This window comes from Acinetobacter sp. YH01006, assembly GCF_013420445.1.
Classification (GTDB): Bacteria; Pseudomonadota; Gammaproteobacteria; order Pseudomonadales; family Moraxellaceae; genus Acinetobacter; species Acinetobacter pseudolwoffii.
Genome location: NZ_VOYB01000001.1, coordinates 33249 through 57449, shown reverse-complemented (window position 1 = coordinate 57449; position 24201 = coordinate 33249). Strand labels below are relative to the sequence as shown.

23 protein-coding genes and 5 tRNA genes are annotated in these 24201 nt (G+C 45.7%); 3 read left to right on the top strand and 25 right to left on the bottom strand.

Going from position 1 to position 24201, the window contains the following annotated elements; translation table 11 throughout:
- Positions 1-99: 99 nt before the first annotated feature.
- The 22 genes from nusG to FTT73_RS00240 all read right to left on the bottom strand — a co-directional run bounded on the left by nusG (position 100) and on the right by FTT73_RS00240 (position 17006).
- A complete protein-coding gene (gene nusG, locus FTT73_RS00345) occupies positions 100-633 on the bottom strand; it encodes a transcription termination/antitermination protein NusG (protein WP_004278615.1) in 534 nt (177 codons plus the stop codon).
- 7 nt (positions 634-640) lie between these two features.
- Positions 641-1081, bottom strand: coding sequence for a preprotein translocase subunit SecE (gene secE, locus FTT73_RS00340; protein WP_005095267.1), 441 nt, complete (start codon positions 1079-1081; stop codon positions 641-643).
- A gap of 74 nt (positions 1082-1155) precedes the next feature.
- A tRNA-Trp gene (locus FTT73_RS00335) sits at positions 1156-1231 on the bottom strand.
- Between the two features lie 52 nt (positions 1232-1283).
- Positions 1284-2474 (bottom strand): elongation factor Tu, encoded by a 1191-nt coding sequence (gene tuf, locus FTT73_RS00330; RefSeq protein WP_005095265.1) that lies wholly within the window; start codon positions 2472-2474, stop codon positions 1284-1286.
- Positions 2475-2624: 150 nt separating this feature from the next.
- A tRNA-Thr gene (locus FTT73_RS00325) sits at positions 2625-2699 on the bottom strand.
- 17 nt (positions 2700-2716) lie between these two features.
- Positions 2717-2792 (bottom strand) — tRNA-Gly (locus FTT73_RS00320).
- A 38-nt stretch (positions 2793-2830) separates the two neighbouring features.
- Positions 2831-2914 (bottom strand) — tRNA-Tyr (locus tag FTT73_RS00315).
- A gap of 54 nt (positions 2915-2968) precedes the next feature.
- Positions 2969-3044, bottom strand: a tRNA-Thr gene (locus FTT73_RS00310).
- Between the two features lie 98 nt (positions 3045-3142).
- The gene (gene trpE / locus FTT73_RS00305; RefSeq protein WP_180190847.1) at positions 3143-4636 is read right to left on the bottom strand and encodes an anthranilate synthase component I; all 1494 of its coding nucleotides are present in this window, start codon (positions 4634-4636) and stop codon (positions 3143-3145) included.
- A 108-nt stretch (positions 4637-4744) separates the two neighbouring features.
- Complete coding sequence (gene gph / locus FTT73_RS00300; protein WP_005095262.1) at positions 4745-5413, bottom strand: phosphoglycolate phosphatase; 669 nt, start codon at positions 5411-5413, stop codon at positions 4745-4747.
- Positions 5414-5491: 78 nt separating this feature from the next.
- Positions 5492-6151 (bottom strand): FHA domain-containing protein, encoded by a 660-nt coding sequence (locus FTT73_RS00295; RefSeq protein WP_005095259.1) that lies wholly within the window; start codon positions 6149-6151, stop codon positions 5492-5494.
- Positions 6152-6213: 62 nt separating this feature from the next.
- Positions 6214-8466, bottom strand: coding sequence for a type II secretion system secretin GspD (gene gspD / locus FTT73_RS00290; RefSeq protein ID WP_180071880.1), 2253 nt, complete (start codon positions 8464-8466; stop codon positions 6214-6216).
- 38 nt (positions 8467-8504) lie between these two features.
- Positions 8505-9368: a type II secretion system protein N gene (locus FTT73_RS00285; protein ID WP_180190846.1), complete on the bottom strand. Its 864-nt coding sequence runs from the start codon at positions 9366-9368 to the stop codon at positions 8505-8507.
- Positions 9368-10111 (bottom strand): type II secretion system protein N, encoded by a 744-nt coding sequence (gene gspN / locus FTT73_RS00280; RefSeq protein ID WP_180001408.1) that lies wholly within the window; start codon positions 10109-10111, stop codon positions 9368-9370. Before gspN ends, FTT73_RS00285 begins: the two co-directional genes overlap by 1 nt.
- Positions 10112-10292: 181 nt before the next feature.
- On the bottom strand, positions 10293-10619 hold the full coding sequence (locus FTT73_RS00275) for an H-NS family nucleoid-associated regulatory protein (protein ID WP_167381258.1): 327 nt from the start codon (positions 10617-10619) through the stop codon (positions 10293-10295).
- 142 nt (positions 10620-10761) lie between these two features.
- Positions 10762-11190, bottom strand: coding sequence for a thioesterase family protein (locus FTT73_RS00270; RefSeq protein ID WP_180190845.1), 429 nt, complete (start codon positions 11188-11190; stop codon positions 10762-10764).
- Between the two features lie 8 nt (positions 11191-11198).
- On the bottom strand, positions 11199-12392 hold the full coding sequence (locus tag FTT73_RS00265) for a heme biosynthesis protein HemY (protein ID WP_180074967.1): 1194 nt from the start codon (positions 12390-12392) through the stop codon (positions 11199-11201).
- Positions 12393-12398: 6 nt separating this feature from the next.
- Positions 12399-13235, bottom strand: coding sequence for a hypothetical protein (locus FTT73_RS00260; protein ID WP_100329461.1), 837 nt, complete (start codon positions 13233-13235; stop codon positions 12399-12401).
- Positions 13232-14011 (bottom strand): uroporphyrinogen-III synthase, encoded by a 780-nt coding sequence (locus FTT73_RS00255; protein WP_180050161.1) that lies wholly within the window; start codon positions 14009-14011, stop codon positions 13232-13234. Before FTT73_RS00255 ends, FTT73_RS00260 begins: the two co-directional genes overlap by 4 nt.
- Positions 14011-14934 (bottom strand): hydroxymethylbilane synthase, encoded by a 924-nt coding sequence (gene hemC, locus FTT73_RS00250; protein WP_180190844.1) that lies wholly within the window; start codon positions 14932-14934, stop codon positions 14011-14013. Before hemC ends, FTT73_RS00255 begins: the two co-directional genes overlap by 1 nt.
- Positions 14935-15041: 107 nt before the next feature.
- Complete coding sequence (locus FTT73_RS00245; protein ID WP_005095238.1) at positions 15042-15782, bottom strand: LytTR family DNA-binding domain-containing protein; 741 nt, start codon at positions 15780-15782, stop codon at positions 15042-15044.
- A gap of 69 nt (positions 15783-15851) precedes the next feature.
- Positions 15852-17006 carry a sensor histidine kinase gene (locus FTT73_RS00240; protein ID WP_159138353.1) on the bottom strand — a complete coding sequence of 385 codons (1155 nt, stop codon included), beginning with the start codon at positions 17004-17006 and terminating at the stop codon, positions 15852-15854.
- Between FTT73_RS00240 and argH the strand changes: the two genes are divergently transcribed.
- On the top strand, positions 16997-18427 hold the full coding sequence (gene argH / locus FTT73_RS00235; RefSeq protein ID WP_171294103.1) for an argininosuccinate lyase: 1431 nt from the start codon (positions 16997-16999) through the stop codon (positions 18425-18427). The two genes, FTT73_RS00240 and argH, sit on opposite strands and share 10 nt — an antisense overlap.
- Positions 18428-18456: 29 nt before the next feature.
- Positions 18457-18726: an oxidative damage protection protein gene (locus FTT73_RS00230; protein WP_005095230.1), complete on the top strand. Its 270-nt coding sequence runs from the start codon at positions 18457-18459 to the stop codon at positions 18724-18726.
- A gap of 783 nt (positions 18727-19509) precedes the next feature.
- On the opposite strand, the gene pgsA is transcribed toward FTT73_RS00230, so the two are convergent.
- From pgsA to uvrC, 3 genes are all read right to left on the bottom strand, one after another.
- Positions 19510-20097, bottom strand: coding sequence for a CDP-diacylglycerol--glycerol-3-phosphate 3-phosphatidyltransferase (gene pgsA, locus FTT73_RS00225; protein WP_005095228.1), 588 nt, complete (start codon positions 20095-20097; stop codon positions 19510-19512).
- Positions 20098-20204: 107 nt separating this feature from the next.
- The gene (locus tag FTT73_RS00220; protein ID WP_005095227.1) at positions 20205-20999 is read right to left on the bottom strand and encodes a thioesterase family protein; all 795 of its coding nucleotides are present in this window, start codon (positions 20997-20999) and stop codon (positions 20205-20207) included.
- Between the two features lie 115 nt (positions 21000-21114).
- Positions 21115-22914, bottom strand: a complete 1800-nt coding sequence (gene uvrC / locus FTT73_RS00215) for an excinuclease ABC subunit UvrC (protein WP_005173083.1) — start codon at positions 22912-22914, stop codon at positions 21115-21117.
- Positions 22915-23138: 224 nt separating this feature from the next.
- Here uvrC and FTT73_RS00210 point away from each other — a divergent pair, with 224 nt between their 5' ends.
- Positions 23139-24200: an AAA family ATPase gene (locus FTT73_RS00210; protein WP_180190843.1), complete on the top strand. Its 1062-nt coding sequence runs from the start codon at positions 23139-23141 to the stop codon at positions 24198-24200.
- Position 24201: the final 1 nt, after the last annotated feature.

The window sequence follows — 24201 nt, the reverse complement described above, 5'->3', positions numbered from 1 at the left end:
AAACGCCGGTGAAGGCTCCCCAATGATTTCAAGTAACGATACCGTTACAACAACAATGCCTGATTTGCACGCAAATCAGGCGTTTTCAACCCAAACCAATTAAACTGATTTTTCGACTTGACGAAATTCCAGTTCAACTTGAGTTGGACGGTTAAATACATTAATGGTCAGCGTTAAACGTGACTTTTCGTACTGAACTTCTTCCACCACACCTTTAAAGTCTGTGAATGGACCGTCAACTACGAGTAATTCTTCGCCTGGTTCAAACATCGTCTTAGGACGAGGTGCTTCACCAGTATTGCGTACACGCGCAAGAATCGCATCGGCTTCTTTTTGCGTAATTGGCGCCGGTTTTTCCGCCGTACCACCAATAAAGCCTAAAACTTTCGGACATTCTTTAACAATGTGCCAAGTATCATCGTTCATTTCCATTTCGACTAGAACATAGCCAGGAAAGAACTTGCGCTCTGATTTACGTTTCTTGCCATCCTTCATTTCTACCACTTCTTCGGTAGGAACCAGGACTTCACCAAAGCTATCGGCAACAGCGCTACGCTGGATTCGATCATTAAGCGAACGCATTACTTGTTTTTCATAACCTGAATAGGCATGAATAATGTACCAACGTTTCATAGCTCTCTTACCCGATAATAAACTTGATTAACCAGCCTAAAATATAATCGAAACACCATAAAACAATGGAGGTAATTACGACTACAACAAGAACTTGCCAAGATGTGGACACAGTCTCTTGCTTGGTAGGCCAGGTCACTCGACGGAGCTCGATTCGTGCATCTTTCAGCAGACGAATAAAGCCTTTGCCTTGATGGGTGGCGTATAATAAACCGAATGCTGCAACGATACAAGCCAAAATCACCCCAACACGCACCCAAATATCATTCGCAGGGGCCCAGTATGCTGGTAAATATTGGTTTACCATCATTGCACCAACCAATAAAATCAAGGCGATAACCCATAGAACCATGTCTAATGGAGAACCAGAACTTACATCTACTGCAGGATTATTTCTTTGAGGAATTGCCGCTTCGCCTAATGCGTCGCGTGATTTTTCATTCGACATTTTTGTACTCGTCGTAGGTTTCGCGACTTATTATATGACCAATTTTGCCGACATCAAGCGTCTTTTTCAAAACTTGGCAGGTCAGGAGGGACTCGAACCCCCAACATTCGGTTTTGGAGACCGACGCTCTACCAATTGAACTACTGACCTGCAAAATAACAAGTTGGAGCCGAAACCCCAACCCGTTTATCTTATTCTATGATTATGCAGTTACTTTAGCAACTACACCAGCACCCACTGTACGACCGCCTTCACGGATCGCAAAACGTAGACCTGGGTCCATTGCGATTGGGTGGATTAGCTCTACTGACATCTCAACGTTGTCACCAGGCATAACCATTTCAACGCCTTCTTTAAGCGCGATCGCACCAGTTACGTCCGTAGTACGGAAGTAGAACTGTGGACGGTAACCGTTAAGGAATGGAGTGTGACGACCACCTTCTTCTTTAGAAAGTACGTATACTTCCGCATCGAATTTAGTGTGTGGCTTGATCGCACCTGGTTTAGTCAATACTTGACCACGTTGTACGTCTTCACGCTTAGTACCACGTAGAAGAACACCACAGTTCTCGCCTGCACGACCTTCGTCAAGCAATTTACGGAACATTTCAACGCCAGTAACTGTAGTTACTTGAGTATCACGGATACCAACGATTTCAACTGATTCGCCTACTTTAACGATACCAGTCTCTACACGGCCAGTTACTACTGTACCACGACCAGAGATCGAGAATACGTCTTCAATTGGCATAAGGAATGGAAGGTCGATAGCACGTTCTGGCTCTGGAATGTAAGAGTCAAGTGCTTCAACCAGTGCAACAACAGCGTCTTCGCCATACTGACCAGCTTCACCGTTAAGTGCAGCAAGTGCAGAACCGCGGATCACTGGAGTGTCATCGCCCGGGAAGTCATAAGTAGAAAGAAGTTCACGAACTTCCATTTCAACCAGCTCAAGAAGCTCTTCGTCGTCTACAAGGTCGCATTTGTTCAAGAATACAACGATGTAAGGTACACCTACCTGACGAGAAAGCAGGATGTGTTCACGAGTCTGTGGCATAGGACCATCAGTCGCAGCACATACAAGGATCGCGCCGTCCATCTGAGCAGCACCAGTAATCATGTTTTTAACATAATCGGCGTGGCCCGGGCAGTCTACGTGAGCGTAGTGACGAGTTGGAGAATCGTATTCTACGTGTGAAGTATTAATTGTAATACCACGTGCTTTTTCTTCTGGTGCAGAGTCGATTGCAGCGTAATCACGCGCTTCGCCACCGAATTTTTTCGCACATACAGTTGCAATCGCAGCTGTTAAAGTTGTTTTACCATGGTCGACGTGACCAATTGTGCCCACGTTAACGTGTGGCTTATTACGTTCAAACTTAGCCTTAGCCATGTTAATACTCCTCGTTTACGTCGAACACAATTCTGAGTAAAACCCAGTTCCGACATGTCGTTTTAAAAAACCAAATACCAAATACTTGAAAAGCAGACTAAATAGCCTGCTTCTGGAATATTGTGCAATAAAAATTGCTAAACTGTAATCTGGAGCTCTTATCGAGATTTGAACTCGAGACCTCTCCCTTACCAAGGGAGTGCTCTACCACTGAGCTATAAGAGCAAATATTAGCACTTCAATGGAGCGGGAGACGAGGGTCGAACTCGCGACATGCAGCTTGGAAGGCTACCGCTCTACCAACTGAGCTACTCCCGCACGATGTTGGTACAAACCACTTATTGAAGTATTAAAATTGGTGGTGAGGGAAGGATTCGAACCTTCGAAACTTTCGTAGCGGAGTTACAGTCCGCCCCCTTTGACCGCTCGGGAACCTCACCATTTTACACTTACATCAGTGCTGTTCTTTACTCAACCCTTGAAACCCTCTAAGATGGTGCCGGCACACGGATTCGAACTGTGGACCTACTGATTACAAGTCAGTTGCTCTACCAACTGAGCTATGCCGGCGTTTCTTAGTGTTTCGTACGTTTCGTATCGGAACGGTGTGCAGTTTAGCAAAACTCACAAACCATGCAAGTGTTTTTTTCAAAAAAAACCCCAAAAACTCATAAAATCAAACCATTTGATGATAATTCAACCGCTTTGATCACTGCGCGAGCTTTTATTTGGGTTTCATTCCATTCAGATTCGGGATTTGAGTCGGCAACCAGCCCTGCTCCGGCCTGAACATAGACCTTATTTTCACGGATCACACAGGTACGAATCGCAATCGACATGTCCATTTCACCATGCCAGCCTAAATAACCGACAGCGCCACCAAAAATTCCGCGTTTTACCGGCTCAACTTCGTCAATAATTTCCATGGCACGAATTTTTGGTGCACCTGAAAGCGTACCGGCAGGGAAAGTTGCCTTGAAAACATCCAAGGCATCGACATCGTCACGCACTTCACCCTGTACATTCGAGACAATATGCATGACATGCGAATAACGTTCGATCACCATTTGATCAGTCACTTGAACTTTACCAATTTTTGCAATGCGTCCGACGTCATTGCGCCCCAAGTCAATCAGCATGACATGTTCGGCAATTTCTTTTTCATCAGAGAGCAAGTCTTGCTCAAGGGCCAGATCTTCTTCCTTGGTTTTGCCACGTGGTCGTGTGCCTGCTAAAGGACGCACTGTGGCAATGCCATTTTCCAAACGCGATAAAATTTCTGGTGAAGAACCGACAATATGGAACGGTGTATTGTTTTCCAAGGTTTGCCCTTGTACCAGAAACAGATACGGCGAAGGATTCAGATGACGTAGCGCACGATAGACCTGCAAAGGATCACCATCGAAATCTGACACCATGCGATGCCCTGGCACCACCTGCATCACATCGCCGGCACGAATATATTCTTTGACCTTTTCAACCGAGGCAATAAAGTTGTCATGTCCGGTTAGAGATTCAAAATGTGGTGGACTATGTTTTTCAGCTTTCAGGCTAATCGGTGTTGCCAGAATATTTTCTAATTCATTTAATTGTTCATGTGCTTTTTCATAAGCAATCGGGTCAGCTGCATCGACATGCACAATCAGAAATAAGGTATCTTTTAAATTGTCAAAGACAATGACAGTTTTAGACAACATCATCCAGATATCAGGCAAGCCAACCGGATCTGCTTCAGGCACATTTTTGAGTTTGGGTTCAATATAACGCACGGCATCATAACCAAAGTAGCCCACCAGACCGCCAGTGAAGCTTGGCAATGCAGGTAAGTCCTGTTGGGTCGGCACTTTAAACTGAGCCTGAAAGTCACGAATATAGTGAAAAGGATCTGCACAGTGCTGCTTTTCAATCGAGCCGTCCGCATGCTGTACCGTCAGTTCACCGGCATTACAGGAAAATACCGTAGATTCGCCCAGCCCAATAATCGAATAGCGTGCCCAGTTTTCTCCACCTTCGACAGATTCAAACAGATAAGCCTGCTGATGCTGCTTAAGACGCGCGAAAATAGAAAGTGGGGTATCCGTATCAGCCAGACGCTGACGGTACACTGGAATCAGGTTATAGCCTTGTGCAGCAAGTTGCTGGAATTGTGCTTGTGTGGTCATGCGGTTTTTCTCTTTAAATTGGGTTTACTCAGTGTATAAATAGACTTGAACTGAGCGACGCCATCGAAAAACCTGATCACTATTCATTTTATTTTCCTAACACCCTAATTAAGCAAGCAATTCACGTAGATCATCTACAATTTCTTGAGGATGACAGTCTGCTATATTTTCACCGTGATTATAGCCGTAGCTCACCACAATACAATCAATCCCGGCGCGACGTGCAGCCTCCACATCATTGGAAGAATCCCCGATCAATAATACCTGTTCTTTACTTACACCATACTGTTCGACACAGTGCAATAATTGACGCGGATGCGGTTTACGCTCGCTAAAACGGTCGCCACCAATGGTCTCGGCAAAATAATGTGCCATATCCAATGTCTCTAAAATAGCACAAGCAGGAAGCTCCGGCTTATTGGTGACGCAGATCAGGGTTTTGCCCTGCGCTTTGGCCCAGTCGAGAAATTTCAGAATCCCGGGAAATGGAACGGTGTCGACACAAGGATCGACATTATAAATATCCAGAAAAGTATTCAGCAGCTCCTGATGCTGTGCGGGTGTGACTTCACCAACCAGATGTAGCAATACACTTTCACAAAATATCGAGGTGCCCTTGCCCACCCAGGTACGAACCTGCTCTTCCGTGACCAAAGGCAATTGCAACACATTCAGGCTCATATTCATGGCACGATACAGGTCATGCGCCGAATCAACCAAAGTACCATCCAGATCAAACAAGATCAGTTCACGCTGTTCTAATTGTGCAATAGACATCCCGACCCTCTTTTATATTATTCGCAGCCACAAAAAAGGCATGCGCTGTGCATGCCTTGATTGTAACCAATCATCGGCTTATTTAAACATTACCCAAGCCATAATTGCCAAAATAATCAATACAATCACTGAAATCAAACCAACAGACACATTTTTCTGGGTTTCTTTTTCCTGCTCTACCCGTGACACAGGCTGCTCAACCGGCATTGGCGTAGGTTCTGGTTTCACTGCAGCAAGATCGACGCCTTCAGGAATCGGCGCTGGTTTTGGAATCCCGACATGGGTTGGCATGCCATCTCGGGTCAGCTGGACTGAGGCATCTCGCTGTGTCAGTTCCGGTATACCCTGCTCATTCATTTGTTGTGCTGGCGTTGGTTCAGTCACTTCAACCTGTGCCACGACTTTTTCTGCCGTGGCTTCTATTTCTGCTGGAACTTCTACCGCAGCCACAGGCGCCAACACGGAAAATTTCAGGCTGGCAAACTGAACGATATCATCCTGTTTTAATAACGTTTCCTGTGCAATCTGCACATCATTGACGAAAGTGCCATTCGATGATCCTAAGTCCTGTACCCAGAGCGCATCATCTTTGAGCAAGAAAGCAGCATGTTTGCGCGAGATCTCTGCGGCCTGCAACACAATGTCTGCGGCCTGATGACGTCCCACCAGCATATCACGGTCAATGCTAATCTCTTGCCCTGTCAAGTCACCTGTAATCGCGTGTATTTTCCAAGTCATGAATTTACTTCTCTTTTCTCTTTGACATTATCATAACATGCTGTTTGTTCATGCTACATCACTTAGCTTTTCGGTCTAAGTGTTGTGGTGGTCACGGTATTTTTACGCTTTTCGACGTGTTGTCCGGGTTGTGACTGCAACACAGGCTCAATCGCGACAGGCGTGACTACCACAGCAGCTGGCTGAGTCGGCACTGGAGCCGTCGGCACAGTTTGATAAGACGAATTTTGTAAAGGTGTTTTCGAAACCGGAATACGCTGTTGATAGACATCACCGACCTGTTCCGGCAGCTTGGCAAAATTACCATCAGCATCCAGGGCCAGTTGCAGACTATACAGTTGGCTATAACGTTGCTGGGTCAGTTTACTGACCTCATTTTTATCACCCACAATCGTTGGATGGATGAAGATCAGCAGATTACGTTTCTGATTAGATTTACCTTCAGAACGGAATAAACGCCCAAGACCAGGGATTGCGCCCAGACCCGGAACTGCCTGACGGCCATAACTGGTGTTATCCGAAATCAGACCACCCAGCACAATGGTTTGCCCATTTTCGGCCAGAATCGAAGTTTTAATCGCACGCTTGCTGGTTACCAGATCCTGCGCTTGTCCACGATCCCGATTAACAGCCGATACTTCCTGCTCCACTTCCAGACGCACCGTACCATCTTCACCAATATGCGGCACCACTTTTAAAGTGACCCCGACATCTTTACGTTCAATCGTGGTATAGGGATTGGCCACCCCAGCAGCGCCAGTTGAAACCGAACCTGTCACAAAGGGTACGTTTTCACCGACCACAATATAGGCTTCTTCGTTGTCCATGGTCACAATGGATGGCGTAGACAACAGATTGGACTTGGTGCTTTCTTTTAAGGCCTGAATCAGCGCACCATACAGACGGCGTGAACCATCACTGCCTTCACGATAATCACCAAGCACCAACGAAGTCCCAGCTCCCACGGTACTTGCAGCACCTGCACCACCGCCGGTGAGATAACCGGCTGCCACATTTTTTAGGCTGGTACCAAAATTATCAAAGTTAATCAGCCCGATACCGCTACTGATATCTCCCAAGGCCCATTGCACCCCAAGCTGATCGGCATCTGTACCTTCTACTTCGATAATGGCAGCTTCAATCAGTACCTGTTGACGGCGAATATCCAGCTGATTAATTGCTGATTCGATTTCCCGCATCAATTGTGGATCGGCCTTAACCACCAAAGAGTTTTGCGTGGCATCGGCAATAATACTCACCCCGTTTGCGCTAAAGCTGCTAATTCCACCCTGCTCGGCGTTCATGCCGGTATTCAACTGAATAGCGGAGGAAGTATTATTTCCGCTGGTGTTGCTACTGTTGTTATTGCTTAAACTGTTATTCGAACTCAGGGAAGATGAACCCGAAGACGTACCAGTGGAATTTGAACTACTGTTCACCGCCTGCCCTGTCACCAGTCCCTGCAAGATCTCTGCCAGATTCTTGGCACTGGCATATTTCAAACGAAAGACTTTCAAGCCGCCCAGACGGTCTGCCGCCGGCACATCCAAAGTTTCAATCATTTGACGCAGCCGCTTACGCGTTGTCGGATCACCTTTAATGATAATCCGGTTGGTGCGGGTATCTGCGATGACACGTACCCGCGAACCACGCACATCTTTGGCTGCACCCGTGGCTGTCATGGACTCGATCAGCTCGATCATTTCCTCGGCCTGACTCGATTGCAGACTGACCGCTTCCATATCATTTTGACCGGTGCCATCCAGATTACGAATGATGGTTTCCAGCTGATAAATATTATTGGCCCGATCCGACACGATCAGCGCATTGGTGCCCGGCACTGCTGCCAGATGGGCAAATTGCGGCATCAAAGGGCGCAGTGCTGGAATCAGATCATTCGGATTGGTATTTTCCAGCCACAATACCCGAGTCACGATCTGGTCACCACTGGCACGGCTTCTGGCATCATAGGGAATGCCCGAGCTTTTGACATTGCTGTCCGGTACCAGCTTGATGGTATTGCCTGAAGGAATCGCCACCACACCATTGACATTGAGCACACCTAAAAACAGGTCATAGACTTCATTTTTATTCAGTGCTTTATTGGAAATAACGGTAACATTACCACGCACCCGCGGATCGACTGCGAAGTTCTTGCCGGTAATGTCAGCCACTTCATTAATGAATGCGGTGAGGTCAGCATCCCGCAGGTTGATTTTCCAGGTTTGCGCATAACCCGCCGTACTGATCATTGCTACGAGCGGGGCGGCCACACAGCATGCCCATGCTGATCGATTATTATTAAATAAAGCCATAAACTTTTGTGTTTCCTAACCCTATGCGTGATGACACATCACTTCAAATCTTGTTGTATGGTCATCGTCTGATCACCACGTTTTATTTCGAGTTTGACCTGACCTTCACGTCGAGCCTGTTCCAGTAATTGCGCCTCGGTTTGCCCCTGCGATAGCGTCTGACCGTTTAAAGATAAAATCCGGTCTCCCGGTCTTAAACCGAGTCGATTACGCAGTGCAGCTGGTGTCCGGGAAGTGATTTCAAAGCCTCCATCCGACGCACTGACCCCCATATTCTGTAAATACTGATCCTTGTTTTCCTGCATCTGCTGGATTGCCCGACCGATTTCATTTTGCGCTGAAGGCAGATTTTGTGCTTCAGCTGCGCTATTCATAATCGAAGATGGAGCAGACATCGTATTAGATGCTGGGGTTGCCGGCACGATCGGCTGATTCAAGCCATTTTCCAGACCCTTGAATAACACTTCCTGAGTGGCACCGGTTGCTCTGCGCAGAATGACCCTATCCCAATAGACCTCAGCCAGCTCAAAACCACTGTTGCCCAGCATTTCTCCAACGCGATAACGATCCACCTGATCATTGACTTTCAGCACCGCAGAAGAGTTAGAGCTTGGACTGGCAACCACCACGCCTTGCAAAAGAATATTGGCAGCTTCTGCTCCTGCTGCTGTTTGTCCACTTTCCTGAAACAGCGAAAATGCACTGATATTGGGGATTTGCGCCTGTTGTGAACCCAGTTCTACCCGATCCAGCTGCATAGCTTGAGGTGGCGCAATCAGCAACCAGAACATGGCCGCCAGTTTCCAGCATAAATATAGAATCAACAACAGCAACACGACAGGCGCAACACGATTGGCCTGTTTCAGATCGATATTTTTTAGATCGCCAAGAGAAATGGCCATTAGTTCAAGCCTCCCATTAGGGGTTGGCGGGTACTAATCACATAAGTATCCAGGCCAGCTTTACCTTCATAGGAGGGTGCATTCATTAAAAAGCGCTGGGTAAGCTGGATATCGAGCATCAGACTGGGATCAAGCTTGATATTCAGCATACGTTGCTCTCGGTTATCCCGAACGTCGAGTAAGAGCTGTCCGCTCTCATCTGCCAGTTGTCCGGTCATGGCCGGTACATTCATACGTTCCTGACGCTGGGCAAAGCTATAAATCAGCTCACCACCCGCCCATTGCATTTGCCCAGTCACCTGACTGAAGCCTTGTTCCTGTTTATATTTAAAATCCAGCTCTTTAAACTGAATAGCAGTCGCTGGCCATTGCCAGTCTGCCACTTTTTTTAAGGTTTCCGGCGCGAGCTGACCCTCAAGATTTTTGACGATCAAGGCTTTATTCAGCCCATAGCCCATGATCCCTGAAAGCTGAGTATTGCCGCTATGCAATTCAACATCTGCCCCAACTCGCAGCAACAGCAAGTCCAATGGCCGTACTTTCCAGTTCAGGCTGCCCCGCAAATTACCTTTTTTCCAGTCAGCACTGCCCTGCCAGATATTCCCGTTTACATTGTGCAAGGCCTGATTATTTTTATAAAATTTTGAAATCAACCAGGCAGCTGGCACTTGCAGGATCACAAAGATAAAAAACGCCACAAGAGCAAGGATGAACCATTTTAAAGTTTTAGGTTTATTGCTCATCCCACCACGACCAATATCTCAAGTCTAAATCCCCATTTATAATGTTTTCCTTATACAGACACATTATGCACACTTTTTTCCCAACGCCAATTCATAGATATAAAAAAACCAAGCAATCATGCTTGGTTCAGCAATCTTAGACTGTCTGTATGACAGCCTAATGACGAGATCAAATCGAGGCTTAGATCAAGAAATCTTCAAGCTTGGCACCTTTGTCCAGCTCTGCCACCAACCAGCGCGGCTGCTTGCCACGACCCGTCCAGGTATCATCTGGGTTGCTTTTGCTACGATAACGTGGCTCCACTGATTTACGTGATGATTTCTTGCGTTTAGACGCGCCAAATTCAAGTAACTGTTCAACCGTCATACCTACTTTGTCAGCAACGGCCAAGATTTGCTGATAAGCATCTTCGATCTCTTGGTCTTTTTTTGAAGCAATCAGTGATTCTGCTTCGGCTTGTAAACGCTTTAACTCTTCTACTGATAAATGAGTAATATCTGGCATAATGCTCTCCGATTAAATAATATTATTTATTTTGTTAAATAATACCCCATCATATTTATATTAAATAAAACATTCAATATAAATATTTAAATCAATAACAATAAAGTTTAGAAATAATGACAAAATTAAATAATCAATTCATTTTTTAGATTTCATGTCCGGCTGTTAATTCAAGTGCTTCGATTTTCTTTCGGGTATGTTCTGGAATTTGAGTTTTCTGCAGGGTTTTTTGATCAATACAAATAATAACCGCTTCAGAAGTTGCTACTATACTTTTCTGTTTTTCACTCCATAATAAATAATGCATGCGGAATGCACTATTTCGAATCTCTTCAATACGTGCTGCAATTTTTAAATGATCTGGAAAAACCACCGGTTTTAAATAACGGCACTGATTTGAAGAGACCACCGTAGAGACCGATTCATTCAGTAAATCCAATGCATTCAGATAAGCCAGACGTGCATTTTCTATGTAACGATAATACATGGCATTATTCACATGGCCCAATGCATCCATGTCTCCCCATGCCACGCTCTGTGCATAAACCACTGGATATTTTTGTAATTCTGACATGATGATTCTCAAATTTTAATTTCGATAAAGTTTACATTGGATTCAAATACTGCATTTAACTGCTGGAGCAAGTCTTCACGGTCTTGTAAGGCCGCTTTAATTCTCAAATAACTCATACGAATATCATCAGGATATAAGTCAAGCAAATGCTGGGCTTCCTCTGTATAACCGGTGGCCTGTAACACATGCCATTTTGCAAAACTCAAAATCGGTAATGCCGGATACTTGGTTTCCCAATGCGAAATCTGCTGTGCAATATGATCATAATCCGGGTTCTGCCGTAACAATTGCTGTTGAAACCACAAATAAAATACGTCCTGATTAAATTGTTGCTCTAATAAATGAATTGCCATTGTTTCATGTTCGGCACTCATTTCTGGTATTCTGAATAATAATTTCAACCATAATAACTTGACTGTATAGTCACGATCAAATACTTGCTTTTTTAAATCTAAATAACGCTGTTGTAAATAAATTAAATCATCTTGTGTGGCTTGATCATAGGCCAATAATAATTGTTCAAGCCATATTTTTTTTACTTCTTGTTCTAAATGTCCATATTTAGTCGAGCGTAAATATAACCAGGGAAACTGTATGGCAAATACGCCCCATAATGTGGTGAGTCGCTGCTCATAGGCTGGTTTCACCTGTATTAACCATGGTGATAATTCATGCTGATTTAAAAATTCTAAATGGGTCAGTGCTTGCTCACCGTGCTGTTGCGATAAATAAATTTCAATTCGCTGCAATTCTGCCAACTCAAATGCCATCGGGTTAGACTGATTTAAAGCAGTCAAGGCATCTGTATATTGCTGTTGCCCCCAAGATAATCGTGCATCAATAATATGTTTGAGTAAGCCCGACTTGCTAAAAGACTGCTGAATAAAATCCCGTTGATCCTGAGCCGCATTTAATAACCAGATCACAGCCAGTTGTTCATAAGGATGTAAATGGGCAAAACTAAATACGGTTTCATTTTTACGCTGTTCACGGCTGCGATACTGTTTGATCGCGTACCAGAGGCAATGGATCAGAAAACTGAACGTGACCAGTGAGGCTGCCAAAAACCACAATGTGGTTTGTAACTGCCACTCACGCCAATATAAATAGACATAGCCGGCCCCATGCCCATAACTCAGGATGCTCAGCCCCGCTATACCCAGTAGGCAGATAAATAAATAGGCCAGCAAAATCTGTTTCATAAGCAATTAGCCAACTAAGGTGCGTGTATTTAATAAAGGCGTCGGAGTGACCGGTGTGGCCTTGATTTGATGCAACTGCTGAATCCAGTGCTGACTACGTGCATCCGGCAATTGTTCCAAGACATCAATCACCGCATTCAACGCTTGCTGAAAGGCGACAGATTGATCTTGCTGCAACGTATTTTGTGCAATGAGCAAGCGCAACTGAGCTTCTTTCAATACCAGATGCCGTTGCATTAATACGGTACTCGGCTGCTCTGCAGCTTCGATCTGAATCCAGCGCTGCCAGAAAGAGCGTTGAGTTTCCAAACTTTGAAGATGCGGAGCCTGAATTTCTTTTTCAATTTCAGCATCCATCTGCATCAATACTTCTTTTAATTTATTTTGCTGCACCAAGCGACTATTGACGAATTTTTTCAGCATGTCCTGATCTTTCGCAATTACTTGCTGCAGACTACTGACCAAGGCAGGCGCCAAAACATACTCATCCAACTCATTCTGCAGGTGGTTTAGTTTTTCAATGGCGGTGGCATATTGTTGCTGTTGCAGTGCAAATTCAATCAGATCCAGCTGCTGTTGTACGAGAGCAATATCATTCTGCATGTCAGCAGTTAGCACTGCAGCTGCTGCCTGAGCTGAGGGAGTGCCTGCATTTTGCTGCTGGGCGGTAAACTGGCGTTTTAATGCCACAAACTGATCATTGAGATTGGCATTTTGCTGCTGCAACTGTTTAACACCTTGATGAAGTCCAGTCTGCGCTGCATTGAGAACATAAAGGTCATAGCTGAGTTTGATGAGCCACACCACACTCAAAATGAAAAATACAATAAATAGTTTCTTCATGCGTTCCCTAGTATCAGTCTCATTTTTTGCAAGATCGTATTCGCCTCTAAATCATCAATTTGCACAAATTCAAACCCTGCCTGATGCTGTTGTTGATATTCCCCAAGAAGAGTGGCCAAACGCGGCCCCAAAACCAAATAACGGGCCTGATGCATTAAATCCGAATTATCCTGCATTAATGTCAGCCAGTTTAACCAGCTTGCTTCACTGCTGATTAGCACGGCAAAGCGCTGCTGCGTCTCAAGCAATGCCAGGTTTTCTGCCAAAATCATTGCTGTGCTTGCGGGGCATTGCCGCCGATATAAAATAAAATTCAAAATTTTGATATTATTTGCGCGCAGATGATCCATCATAAATTGACGGCCGCCTTCTCCGCGCCAGAAGGCCACAGCTGAGCCAGCAGGCAGTTGCCTTAACACGGGTAATTGCAACATGCCTTCCGAAGTTTCAAGTTCAGGCACATGACTTTGAATACCATAACCAGCCAGCGCCTGCTCAGTGGCTTTACCCACCGCCACCCATTGCACATCTGCCAAGCGCGATAAGATAATTTCCGCCTGCTGCAAATATTGCATGCCAATCTGGGCGGCAGTCGGACTGACCACCACAATGATTTTGGCCTGATCCAGCTGGCGATACAAGCGTAACAGCTCGTCGGAATAAGGCTGTGCATGCAATTCCAGCAAAGGCAATTCTAGTACAGAAATCTGCGCTGCCTGTAACTGCTGAGTCAAACCCGCAGCACGCTCACTCGGACGGGTATTAATCAGTAACATCAGTTTGAATAAAGTGCTTTCAGCAACTCGCCTGCACCTTGATCGAGTAAATTTTTGGCCAATTCCACCCCTAACTGTTCAGCTTCTGCAATTTTTCCAGTGTGCTGTGCACGCAGCAAAACCGTTCCATCAACACTGCCAACGCGACCTTCGATTGAAATCACATCATTCTGGAGCGTGGCATAGCCGGCAATCGGCACCTGACATCCGCCTTCCAGATAGGCATTAAAGGCACGCTCAGCACGCACGCAGGCATCCGTTTCTGCATGTAATAATGGCTGAATCAAGTCCAGTACCGCCTGATCATGGGTACGGCATTCCAGCCCCAGTGCACCTTGACCTACGGCCGGTAGACTGATTTCAGGAGTCAGAGTATGACGAATACGTTCTGCCAGACCTAAACGTTTCAAACCGGCACTGGCCAGAATAATCGCATCATACTGACTGGCATCCAGCTTGGACAAACGTGTACCGACATTCCCGCGCAAATCAATGATTTCGAGATCAGGGCGCTGTTTTAAAATCTGGGTTTTACGGCGCAAACTGGAAGTGCCCACTTTGGCACCCTGTGGCAATTCATCAAAGCTGGCATAGGTATTCGAGACAAAGGCATCCAGTGGATCTTCACGCTCACAGATCACCGCAAGGCTCAGCCCTTCCGGCAATGCCATCGGTACATCCTTCATGGAATGTACGGCCAGATCGGCACGGCCATCGAGTAAAGCAGCTTCTAATTCTTTTACAAATAGACCTTTACCACCAATTTTGGCCAGCGGCGTATCTAGGATTTTATCGCCCTGTGTAACAAAAGTGACTAACTCGACCTGCAAACCAGCGTGCAAATCTTGTAGGCGCGCACGGATATGTTCCGCTTGCCAAAGCGCAAGTGGACTTTGTCGAGTTGCAATTTTTAGGGTCTTCATAAATTTCAATAACAGTAAATGAGAACAATAGTCTAAACTTAACCTGCTCACTTTAAAATGCAAGTGAATTTATACAAGTTTCAACTGAATGCTCTCATTGATTCCTGCTATAGCTTTTGAATCCGATCCCTTAAAAATGGCAAATGTCGCCGACTGACCGCTAAACGGTCGTCCAGCTCACGACAACGCACCTGATACTGACCTGAACTGACCACTTCCAGACCATCCAGATAATTCACCGAGATCAAGGCATTACGGTGAATCCGGATAAACTGGTTCCCAAACTCCTGCTCTAGCTCCTTTAAGGTTTCATCAATCAGTACACTGCCGTTTTTATGACGTACAGTGACATATTTCTGATCCGCCAGAAAATAATAGATATTTTCAACTGGCACCAATTCGACACCACGATAGGTCTTTGCCGCAATCTGCTGGCGGCTGATATTGATTTCGTCCATATTTTCTTTTTGTTTTAGTTGGCTCATCTGAGCTTGGGTAAGTTTAGTTAAGTGCTCCAAAACCTGTGCCAATTCCTGTTGCATCACGGGTTTAAGCAAGTAGCCTTCGGCATTTGATTTAAATGCATCCAGCGCATGTTGGTCATAGGCCGTACAAAAGATAATTGCCGGCATCGGGTCCAGCTGACGCAAATACTGCGCACAAGCAAGGCCATTCATTTCAGGCATTTGAATATCTAATAGTATGACATCGGGTTCGTATTGGTGAGCCAGATCAATCGCTTGACGACCATGACTTGCAGTCGCCACCACATCATGCCCCAGCTGAGAGACCAAACGTGATAATCGCTCGACAGCCAAAGGCTCATCATCACAAATCAGGATGTCCATTGCTCCTCCTTACCCAGTTAACATGATCAAATACATGATAAAGCTAACTGCGATTTCTTTGATTTATTTTTATTTATATTGATATCGCACTACCGTCGTAAACATCCCTTCGCCGGCAAAGGTTTGAAAGGTCATACTGGGTCCGTAATAAGCTTGCAGACGCTGTCTGACATTTTCTATTGCAATACCATGCCCCTTTTTTAAAGTTTTATTATCCTGCGTATAAGGGTTAGTAATGATGATATTAATTTGATTTTGCAATATTTCAACCAATATGCTTATCGTACTCTTTGTGAGAATTTTTTCAACTCCATGGAAAATACTATTTTCTAACAAGGGTTGTAAAGTTAATAATGGGATTTGTACTTGTGAGTATAAGTCTTTGTTTTCTAACTTCCATTCGATTTGCAGGCGTTCACCCAAACGGATCTGCTCAATCTCCAGATAGCGCTGGCACAGATCAATTTCCTCTTGCAGACTGACCAGTTTCAATTCCTGAAAACTGGCACGAAATAAGCGGGACAGATTCAGCAGCATCTGTTCGGCTTTATCCGGATCGATGCTGATCAGGCTAATCACACTGTTCATACTATTGAACAGAAAATGCGGTTGAATCCGCGCTTGCATGGCCTGAATCCGGGCATTCAGTTCACTATGCTGCTGCTGTTCCCATTGTTCACGCAAATACAGATAGCGAAAACAAAACATACCGAGCAAAACACCCAAACTGAGATGCAACCCGACCTGATCCAGGGCAATTGCCAGGTTTAAGCCCTGAAAATTAAAATTCATTCCAAAATGTATCACAACATTCAGACTGATGGTGGTCAGCACCACAATGGCTTGTAGTAGCAAAAAACCGGAAATGAGCGCCAGCTTAATCCCCATATGCTGAAAGGCCTGATGGAATAATTCCACCAGTGCTGCAAAACATAACAGTACCCAGTTGATATACAGCATATATTGCAGCAGATGCATCGCATTTAAAGCTTGCCACGACTGTGCTTCTGCGAGCGCTAGAATCATGGCCAGAATATTGCCGCCGACAAACAGTTCCAGCAAATAGCGAAGATTGCCAATCTGGCTAAAAAAATAGGAACTTTGTGTTTGCCTGTTTATCGATGCGAAAGATTGAGCAGATGTGACTTCGGCAATAGGCTTTGAATTTGTTATACTCTTTTTCGTTCTACTGCTTTTAATCTGATTGAGCCGACATGACCACATCTTCTAATTCCTCTAATCCATCACAAGCCCAGACTTCGGGTATGTGGGGTGGTCGTTTCTCTGAAGCGACTGATGCTTTTGTTGCTGAATTTACAGCATCTGTTCAATTTGACCAACGTTTTTATAAACAGGATATTGCAGGCTCGATTGCCCATGCAACCATGCTGGCCAAAGTAGGCGTACTGACGGCACAGGAACGCGATGACATCATCGAAGGTCTGACTGCCATTCAAGCCGATATTGAAGCAGGTAAGTTCGAATGGCGCATTGACCTAGAAGATGTGCACATGAACATTGAGTCGCGCCTGACTCAGCGTATTGGCATCACAGGCAAAAAATTACACACTGGCCGTAGCCGTAATGATCAGGTCGCAACTGACATTCGTCTTTATGTACGTGATGAAATTGATGCGATTTTAAAATTACTCGAAAAATTACAAAAAGGTATTTTAAGCTTGGCGGCTAAAAATACCGATACCATCATGCCGGGCTTCACCCATTTACAAACCGCTCAGCCGGTGACTTTTGGTCATCACTTAATGGCCTGGTTTGAAATGCTGGTACGCGACTCTGAGCGTCTGATTGATTGCCGTAAACGTGTCAACCGTATGCCACTGGGTTCTGCTGCACTTGCAGGAACCACCTACCCGATTGAGCGTGCTTACACCGCTGAGCTGTTAGGTTTTGAAGCCGTTGCTGAAAACTCTTTAGACGCAGTATCGGATCGTGACTTTGCAATTGAATTTAATGCCGCTGCATCGTTAATTATGATGCACTTGTCTCGTATGTCTGAAGAACTGATTCTATGGACTTCAGCGCAGTTCAAATTCGTGAATATTCCAGATCGTTTCTGTACAGGCTCTTCAATCATGCCACAGAAGAAAAACCCGGATGTGCCTGAACTGGTACGTGGTAAAACCGGCCGTGTCTATGGCGACCTGATGAGCCTGCTGACCCTGATGAAAGGCCAGCCGCTGGCGTACAACAAAGACAATCAGGAAGACAAAGAACCCTTGTTTGATGCGATCGATACGGTACGTGGTTCATTGATGGCATTTGCCGACATGATTCCTGCACTGGTTCCAAACATTGCTGAAATGCGCGAAGCAGCGCTACGTGGTTTCTCTACTGCGACTGATCTGGCAGATTACCTGGTGAAAAATGGCGTGGCATTCCGTGATGCGCACGAAATTGTCGGCAAAGCTGTAGCACTGGGTGTTGCAGAGTCGAAAGATTTGTCTGAGCTGACACTTGAGCAACTTCAACAGTTCTCTGACCTGATTCAGGCCGATGTATTTGAAAAAGCGTTAACACTTGAAGCATCTGTGAATGCACGTAACCATATTGGTGGAACTGCACCTGCGCAAGTCGAAGCTGCTATTGCCCGTGCTTATACTCGCTTAGAAAATCTTTACGCTTAACTTTTTTAGCTTAAATTCGGAGTATTGATATGTCTCGACAAGTATTTTGCCGTAAGTATCAACAAGAAATGGAAGGCCTGGACTTTGCACCCTTCCCAGGTCCCAAGGGTCAGGAACTGTTTGACCATGTGTCTAAACAGGCTTGGCAGGAATGGCTCAAACACCAGACTACGCTGATTAATGAAAAGCGTTTAAACGTATTTGAACCGGACGCGAAAAAGTTTCTAGAAGAACAACGTGAAAAGTTCTTTAGCAATGACGAAACTTTGGAAAAAGCTGAAGGGCTAAAGCCTGAGTGAGGATTAGTGGAGCGCTGCTCCACCCGAACGCAAGACAAGCAGCTATGCTGCACGTAGGCTTTAATCTAAAAGAATCTCCATTATTGGAGATTCTTTTTTTATACGCTGCTCTAAACATTACTCAAGACAAGCGAAGCGCGTAGTTTCGAATGTGATAAAGGGGTCTGAAAAGGCTCCTTTTTAGTATCTCTAATACTGCTCCACCCGAACGCAAGACAAGCAGCTATACTGCGCGTAGGCTTTAATCTAAAAGAGTCTCTTTTTTGAGGCTCTTTTTCATTTCTGAAATTATAAATCTTTCTTTCCAATAGCGCTTTCGAATTTCAAGAACAGAGCAACAGCAGCAAGCTAAGTTATTGATGTCTTGAATTCAGGGTTTTGATTGGGCGGCGGCCGGTATTCTGTACTTTTTAGACAAAAGCTGAAGGATTAAAAAGCATTTTTACCTAGCCTATCCCCCGCCAATAGTCAGCCACTATCCTGCTGAAAAACATTCATATTTGTATCAAAATTATAGATTGTAAATCCTACATACAGACCGATCACAAAACACAACAATCTGCTACAAGAAGTCATATGATTTTGTAAAATGGTCTCTCTATAATGAGCTCTAAGAAGATGAGATATCTTTGAATAACTATAACAATAAGCAACAAATACCCCGATTTCATCCCAGTTCTTCCCCCAAAGGCTGGGTATTTTTTTGCCTGTGATTTATCAAATTTTGATAATTTCGGAGTATAAAAAAAGCCCCTTTCAAGGAGCTTATTTTTTTAATTTTGCTTAAGGCTGTTTCAAATAGGGCCAAGCCGCTTTCAGATAAATAAACATCGACCATAAAGTCAGGATGACTGCTGTGTACAACAAGGCATAGGCCAGCATTTCCAGTGGTGGCCAGTTCAGCAAAAACACGGTAATCGCAATCATCTGAAAAGCCGTTTTGTACTTACCCACGGTTGATACTGCAACATTGGTTCGTGCACCCAGTTCTGCCATCCATTCACGTAATGCTGAAACAGTAATTTCACGTGAAATAATCACAATCGCAGCAAAAGCCATCGACATTGAAGGTTGCCATTGCACCAATACAATCAGCGCAGCTGCGACCATCAATTTATCTGCGACCGGATCGAGAAAACGGCCAAAAGCAGAGGTCTGGTTTAAAGTTCGAGCCAGATAGCCATCAAACCAGTCCGTCACTGCAGCCACTACAAAAATCGTGGTCAAAATAATATGCCGTGTCATGTCGGAATGGTTGGCTTCAAAGCCCATTGCAGGCGGCCAGTAAGCCACCAATAAAAATACCGGAATAAGAGCGATACGCGCCAAGGTCAAGATATTTGGAATATTCAGGATACGACCTGTAGTCATAGACACCGCCAATTGTTCCCCTCATGTACGATGAAAATGCACACTTTTTTAGAGGTTTGATCCATCATTAATAGGCTTCACTTTATACGAATTGGCTGTCAGTGTCACTAGGCAAACACCGTCACTGTTTGTCTTGCCATCGCAATCAGGCGATTTTCTGCATCCCATAGATAGGCATGCTCGGTTGCATAACCATCCGCAGCATGATCCGTAAATACTTTATATTTAAACCAATCATGCAGTTGATGCTGAAGCGGATGCACATAGGTCACGCTCCAGGTCAGACTACTCGCGGGTGCCATACTTTTAAACATCGGCAGTACACCAGGTGGCCAGATGTCGAAAATTGCCATCAGGTCAGCGATCAGGAATTCACGATTGCTATGCTTTTCAGGATGAAAACGGCACCAGCCGCCAAAGTCCGGACGTGAGCTGGCACTACAAGGCAGATTGACGTCCGCCCAGGCGATTTCAAAATGGTCATAACATTCTGGCAGGCCATAACCAGCAGGAATCTGCAACAGCTGCTCTGGTGCAGCATAGTCAGGTGCCTGTTCTTCTTGCTGCACCTGAATTTCCGAGTCACGCGAGATACCAAAACTGGCAATCAGAATACTTTGTACTACCTCGTCTTGCCATAGACGCACTTCGATGGTGGTGACCGACTTACCTTCCCGCAAAATTTCAGCACTTAGTCGCACTTTCGCCTGTTGGATCGGCCCAACAAAGGTGACGCTGCAACTGAGCAGATGTTTGGCCGGATCATTGATCTGAATAACCGCTTTTTGCATCATCATTGCTGCAGCCAGACCACCATACAGGGTGCGCCCCTGTAACCATCCTGATGGAAATTCCACCCATTCCTGTTCGGAAATTTGTGCATAAAGCGCCTGCAAAGACATGTTGATCCCTCAGTGAGTCTTGATCCTCAGTATATTGAGTCAAGCTTGCTCTGCTGTGAATGATCAATGACCCGTGCGTCAATGTGCTCTTTTGCCCTTGCATTGGGCTTGATAATTATTCATGCAGCACTTTATAGATCATCCGTGCCATGACTGAACCCAATCCCGGCACCAGTTGCAGATCTCTTTCTGAGGCTTTCAGTACGCCCTGAATCCCGCCAAAATGGGTCAACAGGTCACGACGGCGTTTTGGCCCAAGGCCCGGAATGACTTCTAGTACCGATGAACCGCGTTTTTTATCGCGTTTGGCGCGGTGCTTGGTAATCGCAAAGCGATGCGCTTCATCCCGCACCTGCTGAATCAAATGGAGTGCCTTATGATCTTCTGGCAACTGAATCTTGCGACCATCGGTAAAGTGCAGGGTTTCCAGACCGGGTTTACGCCCCTCGCCTTTGGACACACCGACCATAAAGGCCTCCAGCCCCAGTTCCTGCATCACTTCCATCGCCATATGCAGTTGCCCCTTGCCGCCATCAATCAGGAGTAAATCTGGCAGCATGGCTTTTTTATAACGACGGGTCAAAGCCTGACGCATGGCGGCATAGTCATCGCCCGCCTGAATGTCATGGATGGAAAACTGACGATAATCACGTTTACGTACCCCACCACTATCAAATACCACACAAGACGCGATAGTGTCTTCACCCATGGTATGCGAAATATCAAAACATTCGATCCGGTCCACCGGGCGGCCGACCACCTGTTCCAGCTGATGGAAACGGTCATTCAGCTCAAAATGATTGGCCAGCTTGCCCTGAATCGCATGCTGTACATTCATTTGTGCCAGTTCCAGCCATTCCGCGCGGGTTTCTCGTACCTTGGACTTGATCTGGATTTTCTTGTCAAAATGCTGCGACAAGGCAGCTTCCAGTTCCTTGCGATCGGCCACTTCGACATTGACAATCAGCTCGGCCGGAATTTCATCCGCCACCTGAAAATAGAAATTGGCAATAAAATCGGCAAGCATCTGCCCTAGATCATCACTGAGCATATCCGGGAAATAGCTTTTTCCGCCGAGCATTTTACCGTTGCGCACATGCATGATCTGCACACAGGTCACCCCGGCCTGATAAGCAATCGACAAAATATCGGCTTCGCCTTTGAGCTTATAAATCGCCTGCTGTGACTGCACATCTCTTAACAGTGCCATCCGATCGCGATAGAACACGGCTTTTTCAAATTCCAGAGCTTCGGCTGCCGCTTCCATTTTTGCGATCAGTTCCTGATTCAGCTCCTTGGTATCGCCCTGCAAAAAGCGAATCGAGTTATCCACATCTGCTTTGTAGTCTTCCGGAGAGATAAATCCGACACAGGGCGCAGAACAGCGCTTGATCTGGTATTGCAGACAGGGACGGGTTCGGTTGGCAAAAAAGCTGTTTTCACAGGAACGCACATTAAACAGTTTTTGCAGCACCACCAAGGTATCCCGGGCGGTATAGGCACTCGGATAAGGCCCAAAAAACTTGCCGACCTGATGCTTGCCCTTGCCGCGCCCACTGGCCAGTCGTGGATAAGGTTTATCTGCGGAAACAAAGATATAGACATAAGATTTATCATCGCGCAGCATGATGTTATACGGCGGATGATGCAGCTTGATCAGGTTCTGTTCCAGCAACAAGGCTTCGGTTTCAGAGCGCACCACCAAGGTCTGAATATCATAAATCCGCGCCACCAAGGCCTGGGTTTTGGGATGATCCAGCGTTTTGACAAAATAGCTGGAGACCCGGTTTTTTAGATTTTTGGCTTTCCCCACATACAACAGTTCGCCGTCTTTGCCATACATCCGGTAGACCCCGGGCAGGCTGGTCATATTGGCCAAAATTTTCTCGATATGAGGACGTGCGTTTTCGTTCACCTAAAGCCTATTTTTTACATGCAATCTGCAGATATATGTGATGATTATTCGGTTATTTTCAAGCGAAAACACAAAATTCCCCTCAACTTGACACCCAATTTAAAACTATAGCTCAGCCATCTTTGCAATCTATAGCTTTCTCCGCATGATCTGATTGCTAAAAGCTCTAAATTTCAACCTTTAACTTTGCTATGCTCGAAGGGTCTAGTTTTGAGATGATTCGCATGACCATGCAGCAATCGGGCATCCATATTGTTCAACCATCCAGCTCCACCCATCACCCCTCTGAGCGTGATCGCCGGATTGGCAAACCGCGTTTTCATTTCGAGCCGAATCACGTGATGCAATTGCTGCGTGAACGGATGATTGGACAGGATGCCGCACTGAATGAAATTGAAAAAATGCTGCATGTGGTCAAGGCCGATTTCTCCAGTCCGGAGCGTCCACTCTCGGTCACCTTGATGCTCGGCCCAACCGGCGTGGGTAAAACTGAAACCGTGCGTCTGATTGCCGAAGCGATTTATGGTCGTCCGGATGCTTTCTGCCGGATTGACATGAATACCCTGGCACAGGAACATTATGCCGCAGCACTCACCGGTGCACCGCCGGGTTATGTCGGTTCTAAAGAAGGGCATAGCCTGTTTGATGAAACGGCGATTGCCGGCAGTCATACCCGGCCCGGCATCATGCTGTTTGATGAGCTGGAAAAAGCCAGTAACGAGGTGATTCGCGGCTTGATGAACGTGCTGGATACTGGAAGATTGACCCTGACAGCCGGAACCAAAACTATTGATTTTCGTAACTGCATGATCTTTATGACCAGTAATGTCGGCGCACAGGCCGCACAGCAATATCTGGAGAAACTCAGCTACCTGCCACAGCAAATGCAGGCGCTGTGCCTGAAACGTGTACCCACCCAGCGCATTATTGAAAAAGTCATGCAGCGTAAATTCGATCCTGAGTTTCTGAACCGGATTGACCGCAGCCTGCATTATCAGGCGGTACAGCATGATGCCCTGCCGCGTCTGGTCGAAATTGAACTGGAAAAACTCAATAAACGCCTGCAACATCAAAACCGACAAGTACATTTATCGGATGCAGCCAAAGCCTATTTTTATCAAGGGCATGATATTCGTTACGGCGCCCGGCATTTGGGCCGCAAGCTGCGTACCGAACTGGAACCGGTTCTGGCGCTGTATTTTTTAAGCCAGCCCGAGCAGTTCAGTCTGCATCTGGACTGTGTCGATGGACAATTTGTGGTTCTGCCTGAGCAAGCAAAAGCTTAAA